Here is a 21,767-nt window from a genome sequence, read left to right as displayed (position 1 = left end):
TGCTCATAAACACAAAGTAGATTGACTGAGGAAAGATTATCTGTGTAGATGATCATCAAAGAGGGGGCCGGATGAGTGAAAAAAAGGGGGGGAGGGGGATTGTCGCGCTTTTGGGAAGATTGGGATTGCATGGTGATGGTGGGGAGATGCTGAGAAGAGGAGAGGGGGATGCGTCTAATAGATGGTTAGGTATATGTTGGTTATGTGCGCTAGAATGGCGCTATTTAACAGTGTTAAATAGATAAAAACGCGCGCACAAACGCGCGTTTTTTCTTTGGTCGCGGCGGGTTTGTGCGCACGAAATCTCCAAATCAGTGACTTACCCGTAGTCAAAATGGGCTGGCTTTGGTGAGAAATGGCTAAAGAATAGCAAACTTTGGGTGATAACCGCGCGCTAACTGAATTTGCCACACGAGTGCGAATAGCGGCAAAGGCGCGTTTGTGCGCTTTTAAAAAGATTTTCAGTTTCAAGATGGGAGGCTGCTCGTGGACTTTACGCGTGCGTCGTGTGCTCATGTTTATGTTGCAACTTGATGATTGGGTGGTGGTCTTTGGATGGATTTATGGCGCTATTTGCTGTTTGCCAGGACGTGCTGAAGAATGGATTGAGTTGATATCCACTCGGAGATAAATGAGCTATTTGGGGTGCGAGATTTTAGAGAGTCGATGCGTGGAAAAAGACAGAGATTGAGGGGAGGAAAGGGGGCGGTTGTGCTCGATATGATTGCGATAACGAAGCGTTCTTGGATGCTGTAAAAAGGTATGACTTGATGCGAGGCTTGAAATATACTTGCTAAAACTTGGCGGCATAACCATTGATTAGATTAATTCGTCCAACGTGAAACACCTAAAATAATTTAATGCTTGAATAGAGTTCTAAATATTTGTCTTTATAACGGGGTAGAAAACATCAAATTAAAGATCCCGATCATCTTTTGTGACCCTAGCTGGCAGACACCGTTTTCTGATGACAACTGCATTTTATGATCAAATCTATGGCCAGCGATGGCAGATCGAACCGTGATGAGCATATTAAAACAAAGCTTAACACGGCATTAACCGTGCTAGCGATGATTGCAGTACTCATTCATAATCCCGTATTCATCTACACAAAAGAAGGTATTTTACAGTGTATTTTTTACATTTTCTATTTCTCCTCTACACCCCTTTTTCTTGCTGTTTTTATCCGTGTTGTTGGATCACTTAACAGTTCTTCAAGAAAACATTCACATGCATCACATTCTTGATCAAATGAATTGCGTTGATCTTTTTCACCTCTTTCAATGTAATAAATGATCCAGCAATCGGTATTTTCTTCAAGATAATAACCTTCAAACCAAACGTCCGGTTTTTCTAGAGCATATGCTTTGGGACTTATACAATGTTGCTTCAATAACCGTTTAAGTTTAGATATATTCATTCGTTTATTTCCTTAATAATCTCATCATCTAGCAATTCTTCAAGAGATTTAGGTAAATGATGTTGAACACCCATTCTCGGTTGCTCAAACCAAGGTGCGATCAGTCCTGAATCCACTTCATATGGTTTAATAAACTCGAAAATTCATATGGATCATTGATTTTATAGTGTGGTAACGCTCGATATTCAAATGGAGTTTCCAGCGGTGAAACAAATTTGCCCTCTCTATACCCATATCTGTCTACTCTGTAACTAGGCTGTAGGATATCTTTATAGAGTGATGCTATAAAGCCAGCATGATCGGGGCAGTCCTTTTCTGCTGGTTTTGGATTTAACCAATTAATATTAACCTTAGAAACATCATTTGGATATTTGTGAATATTTCCAGTTTAATTCAGATTGTCATATGCTGTTGCGGACCTTGTTGTCGTTGCAACTCTAGCGACATCATCCATCCGGCTGAGCATCATCTTTTCCTCAGCAGCTCCAGTAGCTGCTGCAAATTTGTATCGAATAGCCTGTCTATGTATCACTACTCTCTTGGAAATACGTGCTAATTGGCGCCAAATCAGTGATTCCAAGTACATGTCATTACATCATTTGATTCATCATTTCAACGATTGCCTTGCTAGATGGGTCAATGAATCGTGGTGGGGTGTTTCTAACATATGCATAGAGGTTGTAGCCATCGACGTAGCCGGCGGGGTCGCGTTGGAGGAAACGACCTAACTCAGGGCTGTAGGCGCGGCGACGGTCGTGATACAGTTTGGATTTTGAATCGTAACGTCGGCCGGTGAAGCCGTATGGGTTGTTGTATGCAGATGTAGAGAGGGGGTTGCCGGTGATGTGGGGGAGAAAGGGCTGGAATGTTTTGGCGAGGGTGTTGGTTTAGATGGGGGGAATTGGTGGTTTGAAGTGGAGTGGTAGTGATGGGAATAAAGAAATTGATGTTTATTTTACAGAACGTGTCACAGTGTGGTAGGGTGAATCGTCTTACTTTTGGTGGTTCAATAGTTTTGTGTTTTAACAGGTTAGCTTAGGAGTTTGTGATGGACATGAAGACAGAAAATCAGGTGGATTTGGAGCAGGAATTGCCGAGGGTTTTTGAGCTATTGCATGAGGTCCATGAAGAGATTGCGAAGACGGGTATTGATTCCCGTTTGTGTCATATGGTGATGTTGCGGGCTTCGCAGATTAATGGATGTGCGTTTTGTATCGCGTACCACTTAAAGGATGCGCGGCAAGAAGGTGAATCGCAGGAAAAATTGGATTTGCTTTCGGCTTGGCAGCATGTTGATCTGTTTACTGAGGGAGAAAAGGCTGCACTGGAATATACAGAAGCGCTGACTCGTTTAGATCGGACAGATGAACACAGCAGAATTCGTGGTGTATTGTTGATGCATTTTAATGCTAAGGAAGTTGCTGGCTTGACGAGCATTATTGGTATGATCAATATTTGGAATCGGCTGCAAATATCGACGTATTAGATGATTGACGCGGATCGTAGAACTCGGGTGTTTTTGGAAGTGAAGCCACGGTTGATGGGCTTGGCTTATCGTATGCTTGGCAGTCATGCTGATGCTGAGGATGCGGTGCAGGATACGTATGTGAAATGGTTGGCGAATCGTGATGTGATTGAGAATGCTGGTGGTTGGCTGATGACGGTTTGTTCGCGGGTTAGCTTGGATCGGCTCAAGGTTTTAAAAAGAGAGCGTGAACGATACGTTGGGCCATGGCTACCGGAGCCGATTGGTGATGGGCGGGTGAGTAGGTTTGGGGAGTCGTTTGAATACGATGAAACGTTATCGACCGCGTTTATGTTGATGATGGACAAACTTTCAGCGCGTGAACGGCTTGTCTTTATTCTGCGTGAAATATTTGATTATCCGTATACGGATATCAGTGAGATTATGGGTGTGTCGGAGGCGGGAGGGCGCAAGCTATTTTCGCGTGCAAAACAGCGGCTGGAGCGTGATGGCGTTGGGCATCAATATGATGCGGCCCATGCGAGCGTGATGTTGGGACATTTTGTTGAGGCGATTAAGACAGGGGAAATGAAGCCGTTAGAGGCGATGCTGGTGAAAGATGTTGAGTTGATCGCGGATCATGGTGGTAAGGCTGTGGCAGTGGACCGGTTGTTGCATGGGCCGATGGAGGTGATGGCTTTTGTGAAGGATGTGTTGCATCCGAATTGGCACGACGGGGGGCAGATGAAGGTTTTAATGAATGGTGAAGTGGCGTTGATATACCGGCATGAGGGTGTGGTTGTGAGTTGTGTTCGCTTTGCGTTTGATGAGGAGTGGCGCGTGCGATCTGTGTTTGTGATGCGGAACCCGGATAAGTTGGCACAGTTTGATTGAGTCTATTCGAGAGTTAGATAGGTTGATTGCTGCGGTATAAGCCGGGGGATTGGTTGAGGGTGCGTTTGAACGCGCGGCTGAAGGCGGCTTCGGAGGTGTAGCCGAGTTTGAGGGCGCAGTCGATGAGTGAGATGTCGGAATCGCGGAGCCAAGTTGCGGCGGTGTGCATACGGTATCGGGTGAGGTATTTGAGTGGGGATTCGCCAACGGTTTGCATGAATCGAGCGGCGAAGGCGGAACGAGACATGTGAGCGGATTTTGCGAGCGATTCAACGGTCCAGTTTTGAGCGGGGTTGTTGTGGATGTTGAGGATGGCGGGGCCGATGCGTTCGTCTTTGAGTGCGCCGAGCCAGCCTGATTGTGCTTCGGGGCTTTGGTCGAGCCAGCGCCGGATGGCTTGGATGACGAGGATGTCGGCGAGGCGTGTGATGATGGTGTCGCCGCCGGGTTGTTGTGCTTCGGCTTCGGCGGCGATGAGTCGGAGTGTTGCATGCATGGCTTCGGCGTCGGTTGTGCCCCATGTCTCAAGGTGGATGATGTTGGGTAGTTGTTTGACGAGATCGGTTGCGGCGGGATTGTCGAAGCGGACGGCGCCGCAGATGAGGGAGGTGTGTTCGCCGCCACCGCCGTAGTTGAGGATTTCGTAGTGTGGTGTGATTTGTTGGACGGGGAGATCGAAGAAGGGGATGGGGGGTGTGTCGGGGTCTGAGAGGATGTTGTGCCCGAGGCCGTGGGGGATGAGGGCGAATTGGCCGGGTGTGAGGGAGATGATGGGTTGGTCTGGGAGCTGGATGAGGCATTGGCCGGCAGTGACAACGTGGAAGAGGAGGCAGCCGGGCATGGGGGGCATGGCGGCGCCCCAAGGCGCGGAGAGTGATGATTTTGCGTAGACGAGGCCGCTCATTCGGAAGGAGTGCAGGGTCTGTCCGAGGGGATCGGTGGAAAGGGGGATACAGCTGGGGTTGCAGGTTGACTTGTTCTCAGGCATAGGATTGATGATAACAGAGGGTGGATGTTAAAACGAGTTAAAACGGACGAATAGTATGTAAATATGGATCATACGTCATAGAACGTCTTTAATATTGAGACGATACTGTACTCGCAGTGATCGATCGTGTTGGTTGATCTTGGAGATAAACGTTGATGATTGGAGATACGTCATGCAAGCGAGAACAGGTAAAAAGATGAGGGTATTGGTCGTGCCGGGGAATGGTAAGACGGGGCGTCGCGTCGCGATGAAATTGATGGGGAAGGATGTTGAGGTGAGGCGTGGGTCACGGTCGGGTGATGTGGTCTTTGATTGGGGTGATCGTACGAGTTGGGCGGGTGCATTAGAGAGAGTAGATGCGGTGTATATGGCGTATGTTCCGGATTTGTCTGTGCCGGGGGCGCGGGAGACGGTGGGAGCGTTTGCGGATCTGGCGATTGGAATGGGTGTGAAGAAATTGGTGCTGCTGTCAGGGCGAGGTGAGGCGAAAGCATTGGCGGCGGAAGAAGCGGTCTTAGGTAAAGAGGGGGTTGATGTGACGGTGGTGAGGCCGGCATGGTTTAATCAGAACTTTGATGAGGGGGAGTTTTATGAGTTGGTGATGGGTGGTTTGATCGTGCTGCCTGCAGGTGATGTGAAGGAGCCGTTTATTGATGTGGAGGATATTGCGGATGTTGTGGTGGCGGTGTTGATGGGTGATGGGCATGGTGGTGAGGTATATGAACTGACGGGGCCGCGGTTGATGGATTTTGATGAAGTTGCTGTTGAGATATCGAGTAGGAGTGGTCGGCGTGTGGTGTATGAGGCGATTGAGATGGATGCGTTTGTTGCTGGGTTGTTGGGGCAGGGCATGCCGGAAGATTATGTGGGGATGCTGCGGTATTTGTTTGGTGAACTGATGGATGGTCGGAATGCATATGTGACGGATGATGTGAAGCGGGTTTTAGGGAGGGATGCGAAAGATTTTCGTGCATATGTTGATGAGGCGGTTAAGAATGGGGTATGGGAGGTGAATGTGAAGGCGTGATGAGAGGTCTTATTGAATGGGGAGGGAGAGTGTATAAAAAAGAAGCCGATCTAATGGGCGATTAGGTCGGCTTTGGTATTTAAATAGGTAGGCGTTTTTATGGGAGGATGAGTGTTGGGTTTGGTGTGATGTTCATTGGGGGGAGAGAAGAGTTGGGGTTTGCGGTTCTGTAGGCCATGATGTGGGCGGCGGCTACGCCCATGTCTTCGAGATTCATGTCGATTGTAACGGGGCGAGGGTTGATCATGTTGAGGATGTTTTTGTTGTTGTTGCAGGAAATGATTTGGAGATCTTTGCCTATTTTTAAGCCTTTTTTCTGCAAAACAGGTTGAGCTAATGCGGTGTGGTGGTCGCCGATGATGAACATACCGGTGGGGCGGGGTGTGAGTTTGAGGTAAATGTCGACGAGTTTATTGATCAGTGTTTGGTCGACTTCGGAGAAAGAGCTGATGGGGGGATGATCGGGTAGGAGTGTATCGTCAATGACGGTGGTTTTGACGCCTGCGCTGCCGGCGGCGGTGAGGAAGCCGGGAAGTCGTTGGTTGCAAGAGGGATCGCCGGACATGGTTGAGAAGAAGGCGAGGTGTTTATGGCCTTGCTCGATGAGGTAGTTGGCGGCGATTTGGCCGATGGTGTTGTTGTCGGGCGAAACGGCGTCGATGTGGTGAGGGCATTCGATTCGTCGGGACATGAGCCAAACTTTGGGTAGGTCTTTGGCGAAATCAGCGGAGAGGATTTCGGTTGACGCGTATGAGGTGAAGATGCCTTTGATGTTTTGGTTGTGCTGATTAATGGTGTGTTGGTTGTTGTCGAGTGAGCTGACGAGAATGGAAGCGTTGTGTTGTGCTGCGCCTTTTTCGAGGCCTGAGAGTAGGCCTGCGAAGATCAGGTTGTGGATGTCTTCGCCCCCAACAGGGAGTAGCCAGATGGTGGGGGTTTCAGTTTGTGGTGTGGGAATGGGGGATGTGGTGTTCGGTGTTGCGGCGGATTTATTGCGAGGTGCTACGAATGAGCCTCTGCCGGAGATGCGGTAGATGAGCCCGTCTTGTTCGAGAGCAGCGAGTGCTTGGCGTACGGGGCCGCGTGAGACGTTGAATCGCTCACAGAGTTCGGCTTCGGATTCGAGCATGTGGCGGGGTGGGAGTTTTTTAGAGCGGATGAGTTTGCGGAGATAATCGCTGATTTGGACGTGCTTTGCGGCATTTGAGACGGGTTTGGATTTGGTGGATTGTGTGGCCAATGTTGATCTCTCGGTGGTCAGTTAAGTCGTCATGGAGGCGAAATTAGAGCGTCCACCTGTCATTATTATTGATCTTTGTCAGAAAAACAATATTGGGGGGAGAGAAAGTGGCAAATTCATAATTCAATGATGTAAAGGGTGTTACATTCGTTAAATTAGGAGGGATTCTGGTAGGGGTGGAATGTGGGGGCGTGAGGGCATGTCATGACAGTTTGTGTAGTTTCGCGGATGGTGATTAGAGTTTGAGGAAGATTTTTTTGCGGGCGAGGAATGCGGTGAAAACGAGGATAAGGATGGCGAGGAGTATGGATTTTGCGATGCCTGTGAAGGGTTGTAGGAAGGTAATGGTGTGGCCGAACATATTGATTTTGTCGTATGTGAAGGCGAGTGGGGTGATCCAGAATTGTTGTTCGAGTGTGAGTTTGGGGTTGATGCAGGTGTAGGTGTTGATGAAGATTTGTGAGAAGAGGAAGAGTGGGGCGATGAGATATGCGAGCAATGCGTTTTGGCCTGCGTAGGCGAGGGCGGAGCCGATTTTCCTGAAATTGAGCATGTCGAAGAGGAGGAAGAAGATTGCCCAGAGTGCGGCGGTGATGGCTGCGGAGTAGAGAGCCCATGCTGGTGAGGAACTGTTCTTGAGGATGCCATGTGGGTATTGCATGCAGTAGCCTGCGAGCGCGAGTGCGGCGGCAAAAAGGAGTGCGAATTTGAGTTTTGCTGCGTTTGTGTTTGTGAGAGATCCGTTAGTGTTAGGGGAGCCGTTTTTGATGGTGGAGCCGAGGAGTGCGCCGGCGAGAGAGATGGCGGTGAGTATGGTGGTGGACATTGGGATGTATTTGAGTTTAAAGATGAAGTTGTGATGAGGGATGGAATTGAAGGCATTGTTTGCAGGGAGCTGCCATGTGGCGGGTTGGATTGGTTGATGGCCGAGGTACATGGCGATGAGTATGGCCATGACGATTGCGAGGGCGAAGATGTTTTTTCGGAAGACAATGTAGATGAGTGAGGTGCAGAGGTAAGTCCATCCGATGAGGCCTAGGATGCCCCACCAATGTCGTTGCATTGGGTTGCCGTTCTTGTCTTGGAAGTAATACCAAGCGATGAAGAGGCCGATAGTGGCGAGAGCCTTGATTGTGATGCTTGTGTATTTTAAAAGAACTATCTTACGGTTAGATCGTTGTTCGGGATTAGGTTTGGGGAATTGGAGAAATAAAGCGATGCAAGACGAGTAGACGAGGATGTGCCAAACGGCATTGTGCCAACCCATTTTTTCGAAGTCAGGGCCGTTGACGGTGAAGAAGCCGAGTAAGAGGAGTGAGGCTGAGCGTGTGAGGACGTGGAGTAAGACTTTGTGGAGTGGTTTGGTTTGTAGTTGTTTTGAGAGGGCGAAGGGGACGGATAGGCCAACTATAAAGAGGAATGCGGGGAAGACGACGTCGACGTAGGTCATGCCGGATTCGTTGTATGGGTAGAAGTGTTTTGACCACCACCAGAGCTTTGGTGTTTCGGCAACGTCGTTGACGAAGAGCATGGTGAGCATGATGAAACCGCGTAGGATGTCGATAGAGATGATGCGAGGTGATGAGGCGGTTTGATTTAGGGATGGAATTGATGCTGTATGTGTTGTGGATGTCATGATTTATAGATGATAATAAAAACGCAGCCCGGCGGAAATTGCAGGGCTGCGTGGGTTGGTAAAACGTTTGGATTATTGCTTACTTGCGGCGAGAGAGGAATGCGAGACCGCCGAGGCCGATGAGCGCGAGTGATGCTGGCTCAGGGACTTCGGTGTAGTCGATGACGAGGCGTGGGTAGTAAGCGATTGTGTTGCCGTAGCCGTCATCTTCGACAGGAGGGGTTCCGGGTGAACCGAAGATTTGTGAGCCGATGACGAAGAATTTGCCGGATGTAAATTCGTTGTCAGTGTTGTAGACCATACCTGCGTTGAGTTCAGGAGAGTCGATCCATTCTTTGATGGTGTCGACGTCGATGTCAAAGAAGATATTGACGTTGCTGGCGATGGTACCGGCGATTGCGGTGTTTTGGCCGATGAGTTTGGATGAATCAGAGATGATGCCGTATTGGACTTCGCCGGCTTCGTTAAGCCAGTGTGAGTCGCCGTCACCGGCTTTGCGTGCACGCCAGCAAACTTCGGTGCGATCCCAGCCGGTATAATCGGTGCCGGTTTGGGCATCGGTCCAGGAGGCGTTGGTGGATGCGATTTTATAGATGTTGATGTTGGTTTGGTTGCCACCTGTTGCCATGGTGTAGATACGTGCGCTGTTGATTTTAGCGACTTTGCCCTTGAGTGAGCTGAGGTCCCATTGTTGGACGACACGACGAGCTGCGCCGCCAGCGCCGCCGAGGATGTTGCCGTAGGCTCCACCAGATGTGCCGTAGGTCGTGTTTTCCCATGTGGCATTTCCGCCGGTAAGCCAAGAGTCGGTCATACCGTTGTAGCCGTCAAGTCCGTTCTGTAGTGTGATTTCGGCTGCACCGAGTGTGGCCGTTGTAGCGATCATTGTCGCAGTACAGATAAGTGCTTTGAATGCGTGCATCTCCAGTTCTCCTTTTGCATACTTTGAATTGCAATGTTGTTCGAAAAATATGATTAATAAGAAAAAAACGAATGGGCGGAATGGTGCCCGTCATGATTCTTGTATTTGTGATATCAAAACATACATCTCAGATGGCTGTATACAACTGGTTTTTAGCGGTGTTTTGGTACTCATGCCTAGTTTGAGAATGAGGTTTTGCGGTCAAGTGTGCATGGGTATTGGTTTGCGTGGTTTGCGTTACTGAGGAGGTGTGTTTCTACAGTTTGTTAATCTTGTATATACGTATGGTATATAAATTGTGAGTCCTGTCTAGCCTTATTTATACATTTATGATTGAAAATACTGTTTAACTGTGTTTGGTCGGGTTTAATTGCTCTTTAATGGGCGTATAACGCATTTTTTAGGAGTGCATATGATACAGCTTGTATATATAGATTATCATGTTAATATGATCTTGGTTAATGCGATGTAGGGTGAATAGCAATCTCTGACAGGCGATTTGGCGTATGGCGAACAGTTATTTTAAAAGATCTCGGATGAGTGAAACGCAGTTTCGGTTGTTGGTGCAACTATTTGTCGAAGAGCATCATGCGAAGGAGATTGCGCGGTGTGTTGGCGTGAATCGTAATTCAGTCAATCGGGTGCTGCATAAATTACGGTTGCGTATTGCAGAAGCGTGTGAAGTTCATGCAGATCGGGTGGGTGTTGGGCGTGTGATGGGTGGTGCGATGGTTGTGAATGTTAGCGGGGAAGTGTTGGGGGTAAAGAGTGGTGTGGCTGTTCTTGAAGAACCACGAGAAGTGGGGATTCAAGGTTTTGATCGGATGTGGGTGATGGTGAAAAGGCGTGCGTGTGTTGTTGAGAGTGATGGGGTAGGGCGAAATATGTTGAGTGATTGGCTGATACCATTTGTGGTTGGGCGGGTGGAGGCATGTGTGTATACACGGGTGTTTGAGTTGGGTGATGTATTTGATGAAGGTGGAGACTTGTGCGGATGGTTTGGTGAACAGGGTGATGATATTCGGGAGCGATTGCGCGAGATTGCGGAAAGTGATGTGGATGGGGAATGGTATGATGTCTACCGACGTGTGTACCCGGCAGGGGGTGGTGTGAATGGTGTGGGTGATGCGATCTATCGTTTGAGAGATGCGAATAGTTTGGAGAGTTTCTGGGACCGAGCGAGGGCAAGGTTTGCGCGATTAAGGGGGGTTAGGGATGATTCGTTTTACTTGTGTTTGAAAGAAAGTGAGTATCGGCATAATCATCGAGGGGAAGATTTGTGCGAGGTGATTTTGGATATGCTTGGGGAGCGGCCACTGAGTTGAATGGTTGTAAAAATAATAGAAAGTAAAAAGCAACGCAAAATGCGTTGCTTTTTTGTGTTTGTGTGAGTGCCTTTAGGCTTTTTATTCGTTGATGACGTGGTTGTGGAGTTCGCCGATGCCTTGGATGGAGACAGTGAGTTTGTCGCCTTCTTTGAGGAATCGTTGTGGGTTGGCAGACATGCCGACGCCGGAGGGCGTACCGGTCATGATGATGGTGCCTGGGAGGAGTGTCATGGAGTGGGAGAGGTAGGAGGCGATATGCCGGCAAGAGAAGATGAGATCGGATGAGTTGGAGTTTTGTCGAGTTTCGCCGTTGAGTGTGAGTGAGATATCGAGGTTGTCGCCGTCAAGGTCGGTGGCGATCCATGGGCCGATGGGTGCGAAGTTGTCCATGCTTTTGCCGCGGCCCCAGAGTTTGTCAATTTTTAGTTGTACGTCACGGGCGGAGATGTCGTTGCCGCAGGTGTAGCCGAGGATGTGGGCATCAACTTGGTCTTCGGAGATGTTTTTGCATTTCTTGCCTATGACGATGACAAGTTCGGCTTCCCAGTCGACGTTGTCGGGCGCGATTTTGGGAATGATGATGGGGTCGTTGGGGCCAGCAACGGCGTTGGCGAGTTTGAAGAAAACGAGAGGGAGTTCGGGTATGGGAGCGTTGCATTCGATGCAGTGCTTGCGGTAATTGGCGCCGATGCAGATGACCTGGGGTGGGTCGACCGGTGCGAGGAGCTTCGCGTTATTAGTTGGGATGATGGTGTCGGTGGGTTTGTATGAGGAAAAGATGTCGCCTTCGATGAGGCGGAAGCCTTCTGATTCAACGAGTGCGTGTGTGGGTTGGTTGTTGTGGAGGATACGAGCGATTTTGGCCATGATGCTGCTCCGGTGAGCCGGGGATCCGGGGTTGGGGTTATTGTTTCTTGATCGTTAGTGTGTATCGTAAAATAAATGATTGTTGACATCAAGTAACTAATTGGTTACTTTGGAAATATAGTATGTTTGTGTTGAGATGGGCGGAGATGACTAGTGAGTGGGTTGGTTAGTTTGTTGGAGGGATGGTTGTGAGTGATGGCGGGGTGAGGATAATGGCTGTTATGAAGCAAGAGGCAAGCAAACAAGTGAAGCGGGATGCGGTGGCAACACGAGAGAAGTTGTTGGATGCTGCAGTGGAGGTCTTTAGCGCGGATGGGCCGCGAGGGGCGAGGGTTGATGAAATTTGTCAGTTGGCGGGTGTGAATAAGCGGATGGTGTATCACTATTTTGGTGATAAAGATGGGTTGTATGGGGCGGCATTAGGTCGGGTGTACGATGGGTTTTATGCAGTTGAGGTGGATTTGAGTGCGATGTTACTTCCGGCGGATGAGTTGCTGGAGGTTTTGGTGAGCCGCTATTACAAGTTTTTGGGTGAGAATCCGGCATTTGTGAGGCTGATTAGTTACGAGAACTTGAATGATGGGCGTGTGATCAAGGGATTGAGGGTAAAGGGCAAAAAGGCGCAGGTTATTGAAGCGTTGAGATTGGCGTTGGATAAGGGGCAGGATGCGGGAGAGTTTCGAGCAGAGATCGATGCTGCGGAGCTGCTGGTGAGTATTTTTGCGTTGTGTTTTTTCTACTTTTCGAATCAGCACACGATGGGAGAATTGCTTGGCGCGAAAGCGATGACAAAGGTGGGGCAAAAAGCAAGAGTACGGCATGTGGTGGATCTGTTGCTGAATGGATTGCGTAAAAAATGAATTTAGACAGTTGACAGTTTGAATAAATATATGGGGCGATAAGGTATTAATAAATAGTTGTTGTGACGAAAGTCGTGGTAAATATAGAGGTTAATGAGATGAAGAATGGGGCTTTGAAGATCGGTTTTATTGGGTTGCATCACCAGCATCCGAGGTGGTATTGGCCGCTATGGAATGTGTTGCCGATGTATAAACCGGTTGCAGTGTGTGATGGGGATGCAGATTTTTTAGCTGAAGAAAATAAGGTGTACGGGTTAAAGGCGTTTGATAATGCGGATGAGTTGATTGAACAAGGTGGGGTGGATGTTGTGATGTTGTGGGAGAAGCACACGGAGATGCCTCGATTGGTGGAAGCGGCTGCGCGTTGTGGGAAGCATGTGATTGTGGAGAAGCCGTGCGCAGCCAATGTTGAGGGGGTTAGGGCGATTGAGGCGGCGGCGAAACGATATCCGGGTGTGAAGATTAGTTCGCCGTATTGTTGGCGGACGCATCGGTGTGGTGAATTGATCAAGAAGGTGGTTGAGAGTGGTGAGATTGGCGAGGTGGTTGCGGTAGAGGGCCGATTGAATGCGGGAGGAGCATGGCGATATGTACGGGATCATTCGCCTTGGATGTTGGGTGAGGGGGAAGGTGGAGGGCCGATGTGGAATTTAGGGGTGCATTGGATCGATTTTTTTAGGTGGGTTTTAGATAAGGAAGTGCTGCAGGTGTGTGGTCAGGTGGGTGAGGCTGTGGGGGAGCCGGTTCGGAGTATTGAAGATCAGGCGCAGGCACTGCTGCGTTTTGAAGGGGGTTGCGTGGGGCTGCTGGATATCAGCTATGGGCTGATTAAAGAGCATCCGGGTGTTCGGGATATCTATGTTTCGATTAGGGGGACGGAAGGGGCGATACAGTGGACACCTGCGTGGGAGGGTGTGGAGGATGAGGTGTTGGTGGTGAAGGAAAGTGGTGCGGAGAAAGTTGTGGTTAAGAGTGAGTTGGTGGATGGGTATTGCGGTGAGATGGCTAAGCGTTGGTTAGAGGGGTTTGCGAGTGCAGTGAGTGAGGGAGGTGGGCCGCTTGTCGGAGTGGAGGATATGGTGGCGGCGATAGAGGTAGTGGATGCGTTCCGGCGGAGTGTCGTGAGTGAACGGTTTGAATGGGTGGGTGGCTAATTAGGACATTGGTAGGGAAGGGGAAGTAAGAATGGATAAAAATATGAGTGAAATTAAACGAAAAATAAATGATGTGGTTCGGCTGGAAGAAGTCTTATCCGAGCCAACGGGTAAGGTACTGGAGATGTTTATGGGGATGGAGGGTGATGTGATGATTTTGGGGATTGGCGGGAAGATGGGGCCGACGCTTGGACGGATGGCAAAGCGTGCGATGGAGCAGACGGCAAGAGGTGGGAAGGTTTATGGGGTGTCGCGGTTTAGTGATGGTGGGATGCAGGAAAAATTGAACAGTTGGGGTATTGAAACGATTGCTGGAGATTTGTTGGATGACAAGTTTGTGGATGGTTTGCCACGTGCGAAGTATGTGGTGTATATGTCGGGGATGAAGTTTGGGGCGACAGGGCAAGAGAGTTTAACGTGGGCGATGAATACGCATTTGCCGGCACGAGTTTGTAAGAAATATAAGAATAGCACGATTGCGGCTTTTTCAACGGGGAATGTGTATGGCTTGGTGCCGGTACATTCAGGGGGAGCGATAGAAAGTGATGTACTGAATCCGTGTGGCGAGTATGCGATGAGCTGCTTGGGGCGTGAGAGGATGTTTGAGCATTTTAGTCAAGTGAACAAGACTAAAATGTCGATTTTGCGGCTGAACTATGCATGCGAATTAAGGTATGGGGTATTGGTCGATCTCGCAACACGGATTCGTGAGGGTGAAGTGATTGATCTGGGGATGCCGATGGCGAATGTGATCTGGCAACGTGATGCGAATGCGATGGCGCTGTTGAGTTTGCAGGATGCGGGGACGCCGCCGTATGCGTTGAATATTGCGGGACCGGAACAGTTATCGGTGAGACGTGCGGCACAACGATTGGGCGAGTTAATGGGGGAAGAAGTAAAGTTTGGTGGTGAAGAAGGAGCCGAGGCGATTTTAAGCAATGGGCAGATGGGGCATCGGCGATATGGATATCCAACGATGGGGATAGATGAGTTGATGATTCATGTGGCGGATTGGGTGAAGGGTGAGCAAGAACTGTTGGGTAAGCCAACGAAGTATGAGGTTCGGAGCGGGAAGTTTTAGAGCATTTTGTTCAAGATCTGTTATGTACCCTAATAGTTTGCTGTGATGTAAATGCTGTCTATAAAAAGTCAACTTTTGTTTATAGATTTTAGATAGTGCATCAATATTGGGGTAACTAGATCTAGTTTAATTTGGATTGATCTTTATCGACCACTGCAGGGGCCGGTGAGCAGCAGGAAATTGTAGATCTGCTTACCGGCTTTTTATATGCGCGTATTTGTCATGTTAGAATGGGGGTGGTATCGGTTATCTGACGGGGTTGGGTTGGGTTGTATGGGTTGTGATAATTATTGTGGCGGGAAGTTTTATGGGAATTAGAGAAGAGAGAAAAGCACCGAACTGGGTCTAATTGGTTGGCGATAATCTAATATGGATAGTTAAGTGGTTGGGTCGTGATTCATAAACTGTGTTTTGTTGCGTTGAGTAGGGTTAAAGCATGATGAGCCAAATGAGAGGGCGGGTTGCTCGAGCTATCAGCGCAGTGATTTGTATGGCTGTGTGTTTGTTGTTTATAGCTGATGAAGTGGGAGCAACGGAAAGTGTGCTGCCGCGTCCATATGTTGGCATGCATGTGGGGCGTGGGTTTGATCGCGGAATCGAAAACGATTTGCCGCTCTCGTTTTATGGTGGTGAGATGGATGGGATGAAAGTTGGATATTGGGCGTGGTCATTGAAAGAGCGGGGGAATGTGAAGGGGTGGGGAGAAGAGCTGCAGAAGAAGCCGTGGGTGATTCATGGAGAGAAGTTGAGTGAGTTGGCGGATGGCGATTATAAGATCGTGATCTATGCGAGTGTACCGGGCAAACGAACACAATATGGGTCAAAGTGGGTTAGGGTATTCGGTAAAAAGAAGCAATCGGTAATTGTTGAGGTTGCAGAGCAGTTTGAGACTGTAAAATCTGAGGTTGTGACATCGGTCATGCCTGTGGTTAGATTTGCGCATTCAGGGACGGTGACGATTGATCGTGGTGCGGCAAGTGAAGTGCGGTTGGATGTGAGTGGGGCATTACCTCGCGGATTTAAAGCCAGCGCATGGGCGTGGTCGGAGGTGGAGAAGGGGACTGTCTCAGATTGGGATCAGACGATTGATCCGCCTAATTGGAAGATAGATGGTAGGGAATTAGCGAAATTGCCACTGGGTCGTAATAAGGTACAGGTGGCTTATCGTGCGGATGGTCTTGGGACAAAGTATTTATCGCAGTGGGTGTTGGTGAAGGAAACAAAGATTGAGGGGGGTGTTGCATCTGAGGATGAAGACGGCAAGATTGCGGTTACGAAGTTACCCGAATTTCGATTTGCACAGCAGCGATATGAAATTGATAAAGGTGATGCGATTGATTTGATGTTGATGATAAAGGGTGGTTTGCCAAAGGATACGAAGTTTGGGTATTGGGCGTGGTCGCAGGCTTTGAATGGGAATGTGGCGGGATGGGGTAAGGAGATGGTTGGTGGGAACTTTGTGGTTAAACGTGAAGATTTGAATTTGCTTGAGCCAGGCCAGTATAAGGTGATGGCGTATATGTCGTCGTCGGTTGATAAGACCAAGTATATCTCTTGTTGGATGACGGTGAATGAGGTTGTGGGCTCGAGCATTGGTGGTGGGGATGTGGTTGTAGTTGAGCTTGAGCCTGTGGCGATGCCTCAGTTGAGTTTGGCAAATGGTGTTGAGTATGTGAAGGGGGATGGGAAGGGTTTGGATATTGAAGTCAATGGAGATTTGCCGAGCGAGTTTAAACTTGGGTATTGGGCGTGGTCGAACGAGTTGGGTAAGACTGTTTCGAATTGGGGTGAAGTAAAAGATGGAGGCTCTTGGGGGGTGACCGCTGAGGAAATAGCAGAGCTGCCTGAAGGACGAAATAAAATCATCTTTTATATGTCGGCGAAAGATTTAACAACGGCATATACTGAAAAATGGGTGACGGTTAAGAAAGGAGAGGCAGATCCAGTTGATCCGAATGGGCCTGGTGTGGTGGAAATGCCCATAGTGAGTTTTGAGGATGGGCAGTTGATGAGTTTGACGAAAGGGGCGATTGGTGATTTGAAGTTGAAGGTTGAAGGGAATTTGCCAACTGGGTTTGAGCTTGGGTATTGGGCGTGGGCGGAGAGCTTGGGTAAGAGTGTGCCGGATTGGGGAAAGCAGGATATTGCTGAACCTTGGGTGATTACAGGTGATTTGCTTGAAGGTTTGCCGAGCGGCCGTAATAAACTGATTGTGTATTACAGCGCACCGGATCTGGGTACGAAATACTTGCAGCAATGGGTTGAGGTGAAGGATGTGGCGAGTGGCGGGACAGGTGACGGTTCATCGCAAGGGTCGAATGGTAGTGGATCAGGGAGCGGAAGTACGGGTGGTGGAACAGATGGTGGCAATAGTAATGGAAGTGGTAGTGGTAATGGATCTGGGGATGGCACGAATTCGGGCGGTGGAAGCAGTAATGGTGGGACAGGTAATGGATCAAATGGTGGAGGAAATACGGGCGGTGGTAGCGGGACGAATAATGGAGGCGTCGATGATCCGTTTGATGGGAGTATTAGAGATTGGGATAATGCGCGATTGCCGATTCGAAACGGTTTCCTTGGGATGAATCTTGGAGCGGTTACATTCTGGTCTGATTCATGGGTTTGGACGAATGTGTTTATGCAGTCGACCTATCGCCGTGAAGAAAATGGCTGGAAGATATATGAAGCGATGCAGGGGATAAGTGGGAAGATGCCGGACGGTGAGTATACGGTTGAGTTTGATGGGGATGGTGAAGTTGAATGTATCGTTAGGGATAGTGGGATTCAGATTCGGGTGAAGGGTGATGCGAAGAATATTCGCGTCTGGGCACCAGATTGTGGGCCGGGTGAGAAATGGGCTGGCTATAAATTCCATCCGATGTTTCTAGAGCGGCTGAAGCCGTTTGGGACGGTGCGGTACATGGATTGGCAGCTGACGAATAATAGTGAGCGGGTGAAATGGGATAACCGAACGTTGCCGATTGAGGCGACGCAGTGTGATAAGCCGATTGCGATTGAGTTGATGATTGAACTGGCGAATAAACTGAAGTTTAATCCATGGTTTTGCATGCCACATAAGGCTGATGATGAATATGTGAGACAGTTTGCGGAAATGGTTCGCGAGAAATTAGATCCGAATTTGAAGGTATATGTGGAGTATTCAAATGAGGTTTGGAATCCTGCATTTAAGCAATTCCATTGGATTACTGATAAAGGTAAGACGAATCCTGCATTGTCGAGTATGAATGCTGGACACCGATGGCTGGCTCAGTGGGGTATTGAAGCAAGACGTGATTTGGATATCTGGTCGGATGTGTTTAACGGTCAGATGAACCGTTTGGTGCGTGTATATGCGGGGCAGGAGACCAATCCGTGGATTGCAGAGATGGTACTTAGTCAGATGGATGGTGGCTTTGATGCAATCGCATCGACGGCTTACTTTGGCGCACATCCTGGCTCAACTCTATCTGTGGGTGAGATTATGGCGCATGCGGTGATGGATATTCAAAATCGTACCAATAAACGATCGCAGCATCATCAGCTTGCACAGGCGTGGTCACAGAAATTGGGGAGGCCAATCGATTATATTTCGTATGAAGCTGGTCAGCATTTGGTTTCCAGTGATGATACGATGACGGGCGCGTTGATTGCTGCACAGTCATCTGTCGAGATGTATCAGGCGATGATTGAAAATATGAAGAGTTTCGAGAAATCCGGAGGCTCGATGTATATGGCGTATCAATATGTGAGAAGGCCAAGTAAATGGGGGTCATGGGGTCATCTGGAGTACCAAGATCAGCCGATTGAGCATGCGATCAAGTATCGTGCTTTGATTGATTACCTGACCTCAACAGCGAGATTGGAACTGGCGATGTTCGATTGATCAGAGGTGGCATGATTTGGAAAGAGATAATGTAATCCTTTGCGATTGATGTGATTGATACTAAGATAGTTACGTTCAGCAAGAAGTTGACTACAAGTCATGGATTACAGGGTAGGGGCGGATAGTATTTTGAGCTTATGAGCGACGAGGCAACTGCTAATGAAGAACGGGACGATCGCTCAGAAGGTGCTTCGAGTGGGCGGCAACGCATTTCCTTAAAACAGCGTGCGATTCAGAGTACAGCGATCGTAACGATGAGTTTTGGAATGGCGCAGATGATTCGTTTGGCCAGTAATCTCATTCTGACTCGTTTACTAGCGCGAGAAGTATTTGGGATTATGTTGTTGGTGCAAACGGTCGTGGTGGCTGCGAATCTATTCAGTGATATGGGGATTGGTCAGAACATCATTAATCATAAGCGAGGTGCTGAGCAGTCGTTCATGAATACTGTGTGGACGACAGGTATTATTCGTGGCTTTATTCTGTGGTTGATCATTGCAGTACTTGCGTATCCGATGGCGGTGTTCTGGAAGGCACCGGAGATGGCGCCGATGATTATTGTTGTCGGTTTTTCGTATGTGATCATGTCGTTTGAATCGACGGGGATGTGGTTGCTCTGCCGCGAAGTAAAAAATTTAAGAGTTGAGATTTGGAATGTCTTAACGCAGATCATATCGACGGTGCTGTTGGTGTGGCTCGCATTTTATTGGCGATCTGTTTGGGTGTTGGTGATTGCGAGTTTGATCCAGGCGTCTATAAAAGTTGTGCTGTCTTATCTATTGCTTCCTGGGCATCGTTGTTGGTTTACCTTAGAGCGTGAGGGTGTGCGTGATATATTGCATTATGGGTGGCCGATCTTTATTAGTACAGGAACAATGTTTGTTCTGAGATATTCGGATAAGGTAATATTAGGTCGTATTACAACAAAAGAAGAATTGGGTATTTATAGTATTGCTTTTGCGCTCGCTTCGATGATTGTGCTAGCAATTAATCATTTGGCAAACAATACGCTGTTTCCGGTGTATTCAAGGTTGGCAGAGCAGGGGTCAGACCATTTGCGTAAGAATACGTTTCGAATTCGGGCAGGGCTATTAGCGCTAGCTTTGCCGGGGATATGGGCGATTGCCATATTCGGCGATAAGATTATTGAATTGTTATATAGGCCTGAGTACTACGCAGGTGGCTGGATGTTGCGGTTGATGGCTGTGGCCTCTATCGCGACGATTATTAACCAGACATCGACGGGGATATTGCTAGCAATTCGAAACTCTAAGCGTTATATGGTGATGCAGGGGATTCGTGCAGTGATATTTTTAGTCGCGATATTGATTGGAGCATGGTACGGCGGGCTGTATGGGTTGCTTGTTGGGGCGATAGTCGCTTCGCTAAGTGAATATCCGGTCATTGCATGGGCGATCAGGCCACATAAAGTTTGGTTACCTGTATTAGATTTTGGCGCACTTGGACTTTCAGGTGTGGTGATTTTTTGGGGGAGCATGATTTTTCAGTCGTGATGTCGTAGATGTTTTGAATAAGAAGTTCGGATACCCAATAAAAGGTTTGATGCTGTGAGGATTGTGACGGTATCGCGTTTGGACGCTTGACGAATGTATATATTGGTGCCGGTAACATTAGTCCTTTGGATTCCAACCGTCATTGTGATGTTCGCAGTGATGAAGCCACATCGTGCCGCGATGTGGAGCTTTGTGTTGGGTTGGATGTATTTGCCGGAGTTGGGGATTGGGCTGAGCGGTTTGCCGGACTATACAAAGGTTTCGGCTTCAGCCATTGCGATCATGCTAGGTGTTCTTTTTTATGATCAGCAGCGGCTATTTGCATTGCGTCTTCGCCTGTGGGACCTGCCCATCATTCTATGGTGCATAGCGCCATTTATCAGTTCGATTGTAAATGGTGATGGTGTTTACGACGGTTTGTCGAGTATGTTGAATGCGGTATTGCCTTGGGGTGTGCCATATTTGATAGGACGATTGTATCTGACGAATCCAGTCCAAGCCAAAGACATGGCTGTGATTATTTTTACTGCAACAGTGTTGTACTTGCCATTAATTTGGCTGGAGATGCTGATTAGCCCGCAATTACATTTAAAATTGTACGGTCAGCATGCACATCAATTTATTCATTCGATCCGTGATGGCGGGTATAGGCCACGCGTGTTTATGAAGAATGGCTTGACGCTTGCGTTATGGATGGCTGGAGCGTCGATATGCGGTGTCATTTTGTGGCAATCAAAACAGTTAAAAACAATGTGGGGCATGCCGATCGCGTGGCTTGTTGCGATACAGTTTTTAACTTTAGTGTTTAGTCGATCATCGGGCGCATTGGTGTTGGGTGTGGCTGGGATTGGTATGTATTTCAGTACATTTTATGTAAAATCGAGAATTCTCATCAGCTTGGTTTTAATCGCACTGCCAATTTATCTTGCATCTCGTGTAGTGTTTGACTGGGATGCTGCACCCGTCATTGAGGCAGCAAAATCTGTTTTTCCATCAGATCGAGTTGGATCACTTGAATACCGTATTTATAACGAAAATTTACTTCGTGATAAGGCGATGGAACGTCCATTGTTTGGATGGGGTGGGTTCGGTCGATCACGTTTGTACAATGATGAAGGGCAAGATATATCTACAACCGATTCAGCATGGATTATTGTATTGGGTCAGTTTGGCATGTTCGGGCTGTTGAGCTTTTTTGCGATATTGATGTTGCCGCTCGTTCGGCTTGCATACCGTGTGCCACCACTATTCTGGAGGCATCCCGCATTCGCAGCTTCGATTGCCCTTGCAATGATTCTTGGCATTTTTATGATTGACCGTTTACTCAACGCGCAGATCAACCCGATACCTTTGATGATCGCTGGAGGTTTAACGGTCATGCCATGGCGGCAAATTTTCGCAATGATTAGGATGCAAAGCATGATGGCCCAAAAGCAAAAAGATCGCTTTGTATCTGCGGAACTACAAGATAACCCTTAGTTAATTAGT

General features: G+C 48.4%; 19 protein-coding genes. 10 read left to right on the top strand and 9 right to left on the bottom strand.

Annotation, left to right across the window (positions count from 1 at the left end):
* Positions 1 to 1,147: 1,147 nt before the first annotated feature.
* The 4 genes from KS4_RS12470 to KS4_RS18165 form a co-directional block, all read right to left on the bottom strand.
* Entirely contained in the window at positions 1,148 to 1,420 is a 273-nt protein-coding gene (locus KS4_RS12470) for a hypothetical protein (RefSeq protein ID WP_145078569.1), read from the bottom strand.
* Entirely contained in the window at positions 1,417 to 1,551 is a 135-nt protein-coding gene (locus tag KS4_RS18175; protein ID WP_390620479.1) for a glycohydrolase toxin TNT-related protein, read from the bottom strand. The genes KS4_RS12470 and KS4_RS18175 overlap by 4 nt, the downstream gene beginning before the upstream one ends.
* On the bottom strand, positions 1,521 to 1,685 hold the full coding sequence (locus KS4_RS18170; protein ID WP_390620478.1) for a glycohydrolase toxin TNT-related protein: 165 nt from the start codon (positions 1,683 to 1,685) through the stop codon (positions 1,521 to 1,523). The genes KS4_RS18175 and KS4_RS18170 overlap by 31 nt, the downstream gene beginning before the upstream one ends.
* Before the next feature lie 325 nt (positions 1,686 to 2,010).
* Positions 2,011 to 2,265: an RHS repeat-associated core domain-containing protein gene (locus KS4_RS18165; protein ID WP_145081639.1), complete on the bottom strand. Its 255-nt coding sequence runs from the start codon at positions 2,263 to 2,265 to the stop codon at positions 2,011 to 2,013.
* Between the two features lie 203 nt (positions 2,266 to 2,468).
* Between KS4_RS18165 and KS4_RS12450 the strand changes: the two genes are divergently transcribed.
* Positions 2,469 to 2,906 carry a carboxymuconolactone decarboxylase family protein gene (locus KS4_RS12450; RefSeq protein WP_145078566.1) on the top strand — a complete coding sequence of 146 codons (438 nt, stop codon included), beginning with the start codon at positions 2,469 to 2,471 and terminating at the stop codon, positions 2,904 to 2,906.
* On the top strand, positions 2,907 to 3,779 hold the full coding sequence (locus tag KS4_RS12445; RefSeq protein ID WP_145078563.1) for a sigma-70 family RNA polymerase sigma factor: 873 nt from the start codon (positions 2,907 to 2,909) through the stop codon (positions 3,777 to 3,779).
* Positions 3,780 to 3,792: 13 nt separating this feature from the next.
* On the opposite strand, the gene KS4_RS12440 is transcribed toward KS4_RS12445, so the two are convergent.
* Complete coding sequence (locus KS4_RS12440; protein ID WP_145078560.1) at positions 3,793 to 4,767, bottom strand: AraC family transcriptional regulator; 975 nt, start codon at positions 4,765 to 4,767, stop codon at positions 3,793 to 3,795.
* A gap of 172 nt (positions 4,768 to 4,939) precedes the next feature.
* Here KS4_RS12440 and KS4_RS12435 point away from each other — a divergent pair, with 172 nt between their 5' ends.
* On the top strand, positions 4,940 to 5,794 hold the full coding sequence (locus KS4_RS12435) for an NAD(P)H-binding protein (RefSeq protein WP_145078557.1): 855 nt from the start codon (positions 4,940 to 4,942) through the stop codon (positions 5,792 to 5,794).
* Positions 5,795 to 5,891: 97 nt separating this feature from the next.
* Here the strand turns inward: KS4_RS12435 and KS4_RS12430 are convergent, their stop codons facing one another.
* The 3 genes from KS4_RS12430 to KS4_RS12420 form a co-directional block, all read right to left on the bottom strand.
* Positions 5,892 to 7,034: a GntR family transcriptional regulator gene (locus KS4_RS12430; protein WP_145078554.1), complete on the bottom strand. Its 1,143-nt coding sequence runs from the start codon at positions 7,032 to 7,034 to the stop codon at positions 5,892 to 5,894.
* Positions 7,035 to 7,269: 235 nt separating this feature from the next.
* On the bottom strand, positions 7,270 to 8,670 hold the full coding sequence (locus KS4_RS12425; protein ID WP_145078551.1) for a DUF5009 domain-containing protein: 1,401 nt from the start codon (positions 8,668 to 8,670) through the stop codon (positions 7,270 to 7,272).
* A 79-nt stretch (positions 8,671 to 8,749) separates the two neighbouring features.
* Positions 8,750 to 9,592: a PEP-CTERM sorting domain-containing protein gene (locus KS4_RS12420; protein ID WP_145078548.1), complete on the bottom strand. Its 843-nt coding sequence runs from the start codon at positions 9,590 to 9,592 to the stop codon at positions 8,750 to 8,752.
* A 536-nt stretch (positions 9,593 to 10,128) separates the two neighbouring features.
* On the opposite strand from KS4_RS12420, the gene KS4_RS12415 reads away from it, so the two are divergent.
* Positions 10,129 to 10,917: a helix-turn-helix domain-containing protein gene (locus KS4_RS12415; protein WP_145078545.1), complete on the top strand. Its 789-nt coding sequence runs from the start codon at positions 10,129 to 10,131 to the stop codon at positions 10,915 to 10,917.
* An 81-nt stretch (positions 10,918 to 10,998) separates the two neighbouring features.
* Here the strand turns inward: KS4_RS12415 and KS4_RS12410 are convergent, their stop codons facing one another.
* The gene (locus KS4_RS12410) at positions 10,999 to 11,787 is read right to left on the bottom strand and encodes a fumarylacetoacetate hydrolase family protein (protein WP_145078542.1); all 789 of its coding nucleotides are present in this window, start codon (positions 11,785 to 11,787) and stop codon (positions 10,999 to 11,001) included.
* Positions 11,788 to 12,008: 221 nt separating this feature from the next.
* On the opposite strand from KS4_RS12410, the gene KS4_RS12405 reads away from it, so the two are divergent.
* The 6 genes from KS4_RS12405 to KS4_RS12380 all read left to right on the top strand — a co-directional run bounded on the left by KS4_RS12405 (position 12,009) and on the right by KS4_RS12380 (position 21,758).
* Positions 12,009 to 12,647 carry a TetR/AcrR family transcriptional regulator gene (locus tag KS4_RS12405; RefSeq protein WP_200761221.1) on the top strand — a complete coding sequence of 213 codons (639 nt, stop codon included), beginning with the start codon at positions 12,009 to 12,011 and terminating at the stop codon, positions 12,645 to 12,647.
* A 98-nt stretch (positions 12,648 to 12,745) separates the two neighbouring features.
* Positions 12,746 to 13,801 carry a Gfo/Idh/MocA family protein gene (locus KS4_RS12400; protein WP_145078536.1) on the top strand — a complete coding sequence of 352 codons (1,056 nt, stop codon included), beginning with the start codon at positions 12,746 to 12,748 and terminating at the stop codon, positions 13,799 to 13,801.
* Between the two features lie 43 nt (positions 13,802 to 13,844).
* Positions 13,845 to 14,882, top strand: coding sequence for an NAD-dependent epimerase/dehydratase family protein (locus KS4_RS12395; RefSeq protein ID WP_145078533.1), 1,038 nt, complete (start codon positions 13,845 to 13,847; stop codon positions 14,880 to 14,882).
* 436 nt (positions 14,883 to 15,318) lie between these two features.
* A complete protein-coding gene (locus tag KS4_RS12390) occupies positions 15,319 to 18,765 on the top strand; it encodes a hypothetical protein (RefSeq protein ID WP_145078530.1) in 3,447 nt (1,148 codons plus the stop codon).
* Positions 18,766 to 18,902: 137 nt separating this feature from the next.
* A complete protein-coding gene (locus KS4_RS12385; protein ID WP_145078527.1) occupies positions 18,903 to 20,279 on the top strand; it encodes an oligosaccharide flippase family protein in 1,377 nt (458 codons plus the stop codon).
* 105 nt (positions 20,280 to 20,384) lie between these two features.
* Positions 20,385 to 21,758, top strand: a complete 1,374-nt coding sequence (locus tag KS4_RS12380; protein ID WP_145078525.1) for an O-antigen ligase family protein — start codon at positions 20,385 to 20,387, stop codon at positions 21,756 to 21,758.
* The last annotated feature ends 9 nt before the right edge of the window (positions 21,759 to 21,767 follow it).

It is taken from the genome of Poriferisphaera corsica, assembly GCF_007747445.1.
GTDB lineage: Bacteria > Planctomycetota > Phycisphaerae > Phycisphaerales > Phycisphaeraceae > Poriferisphaera > Poriferisphaera corsica.
Note: the sequence above shows the minus strand (reverse complement) of the source record. Positions and strands in the feature narration are given on the sequence as shown.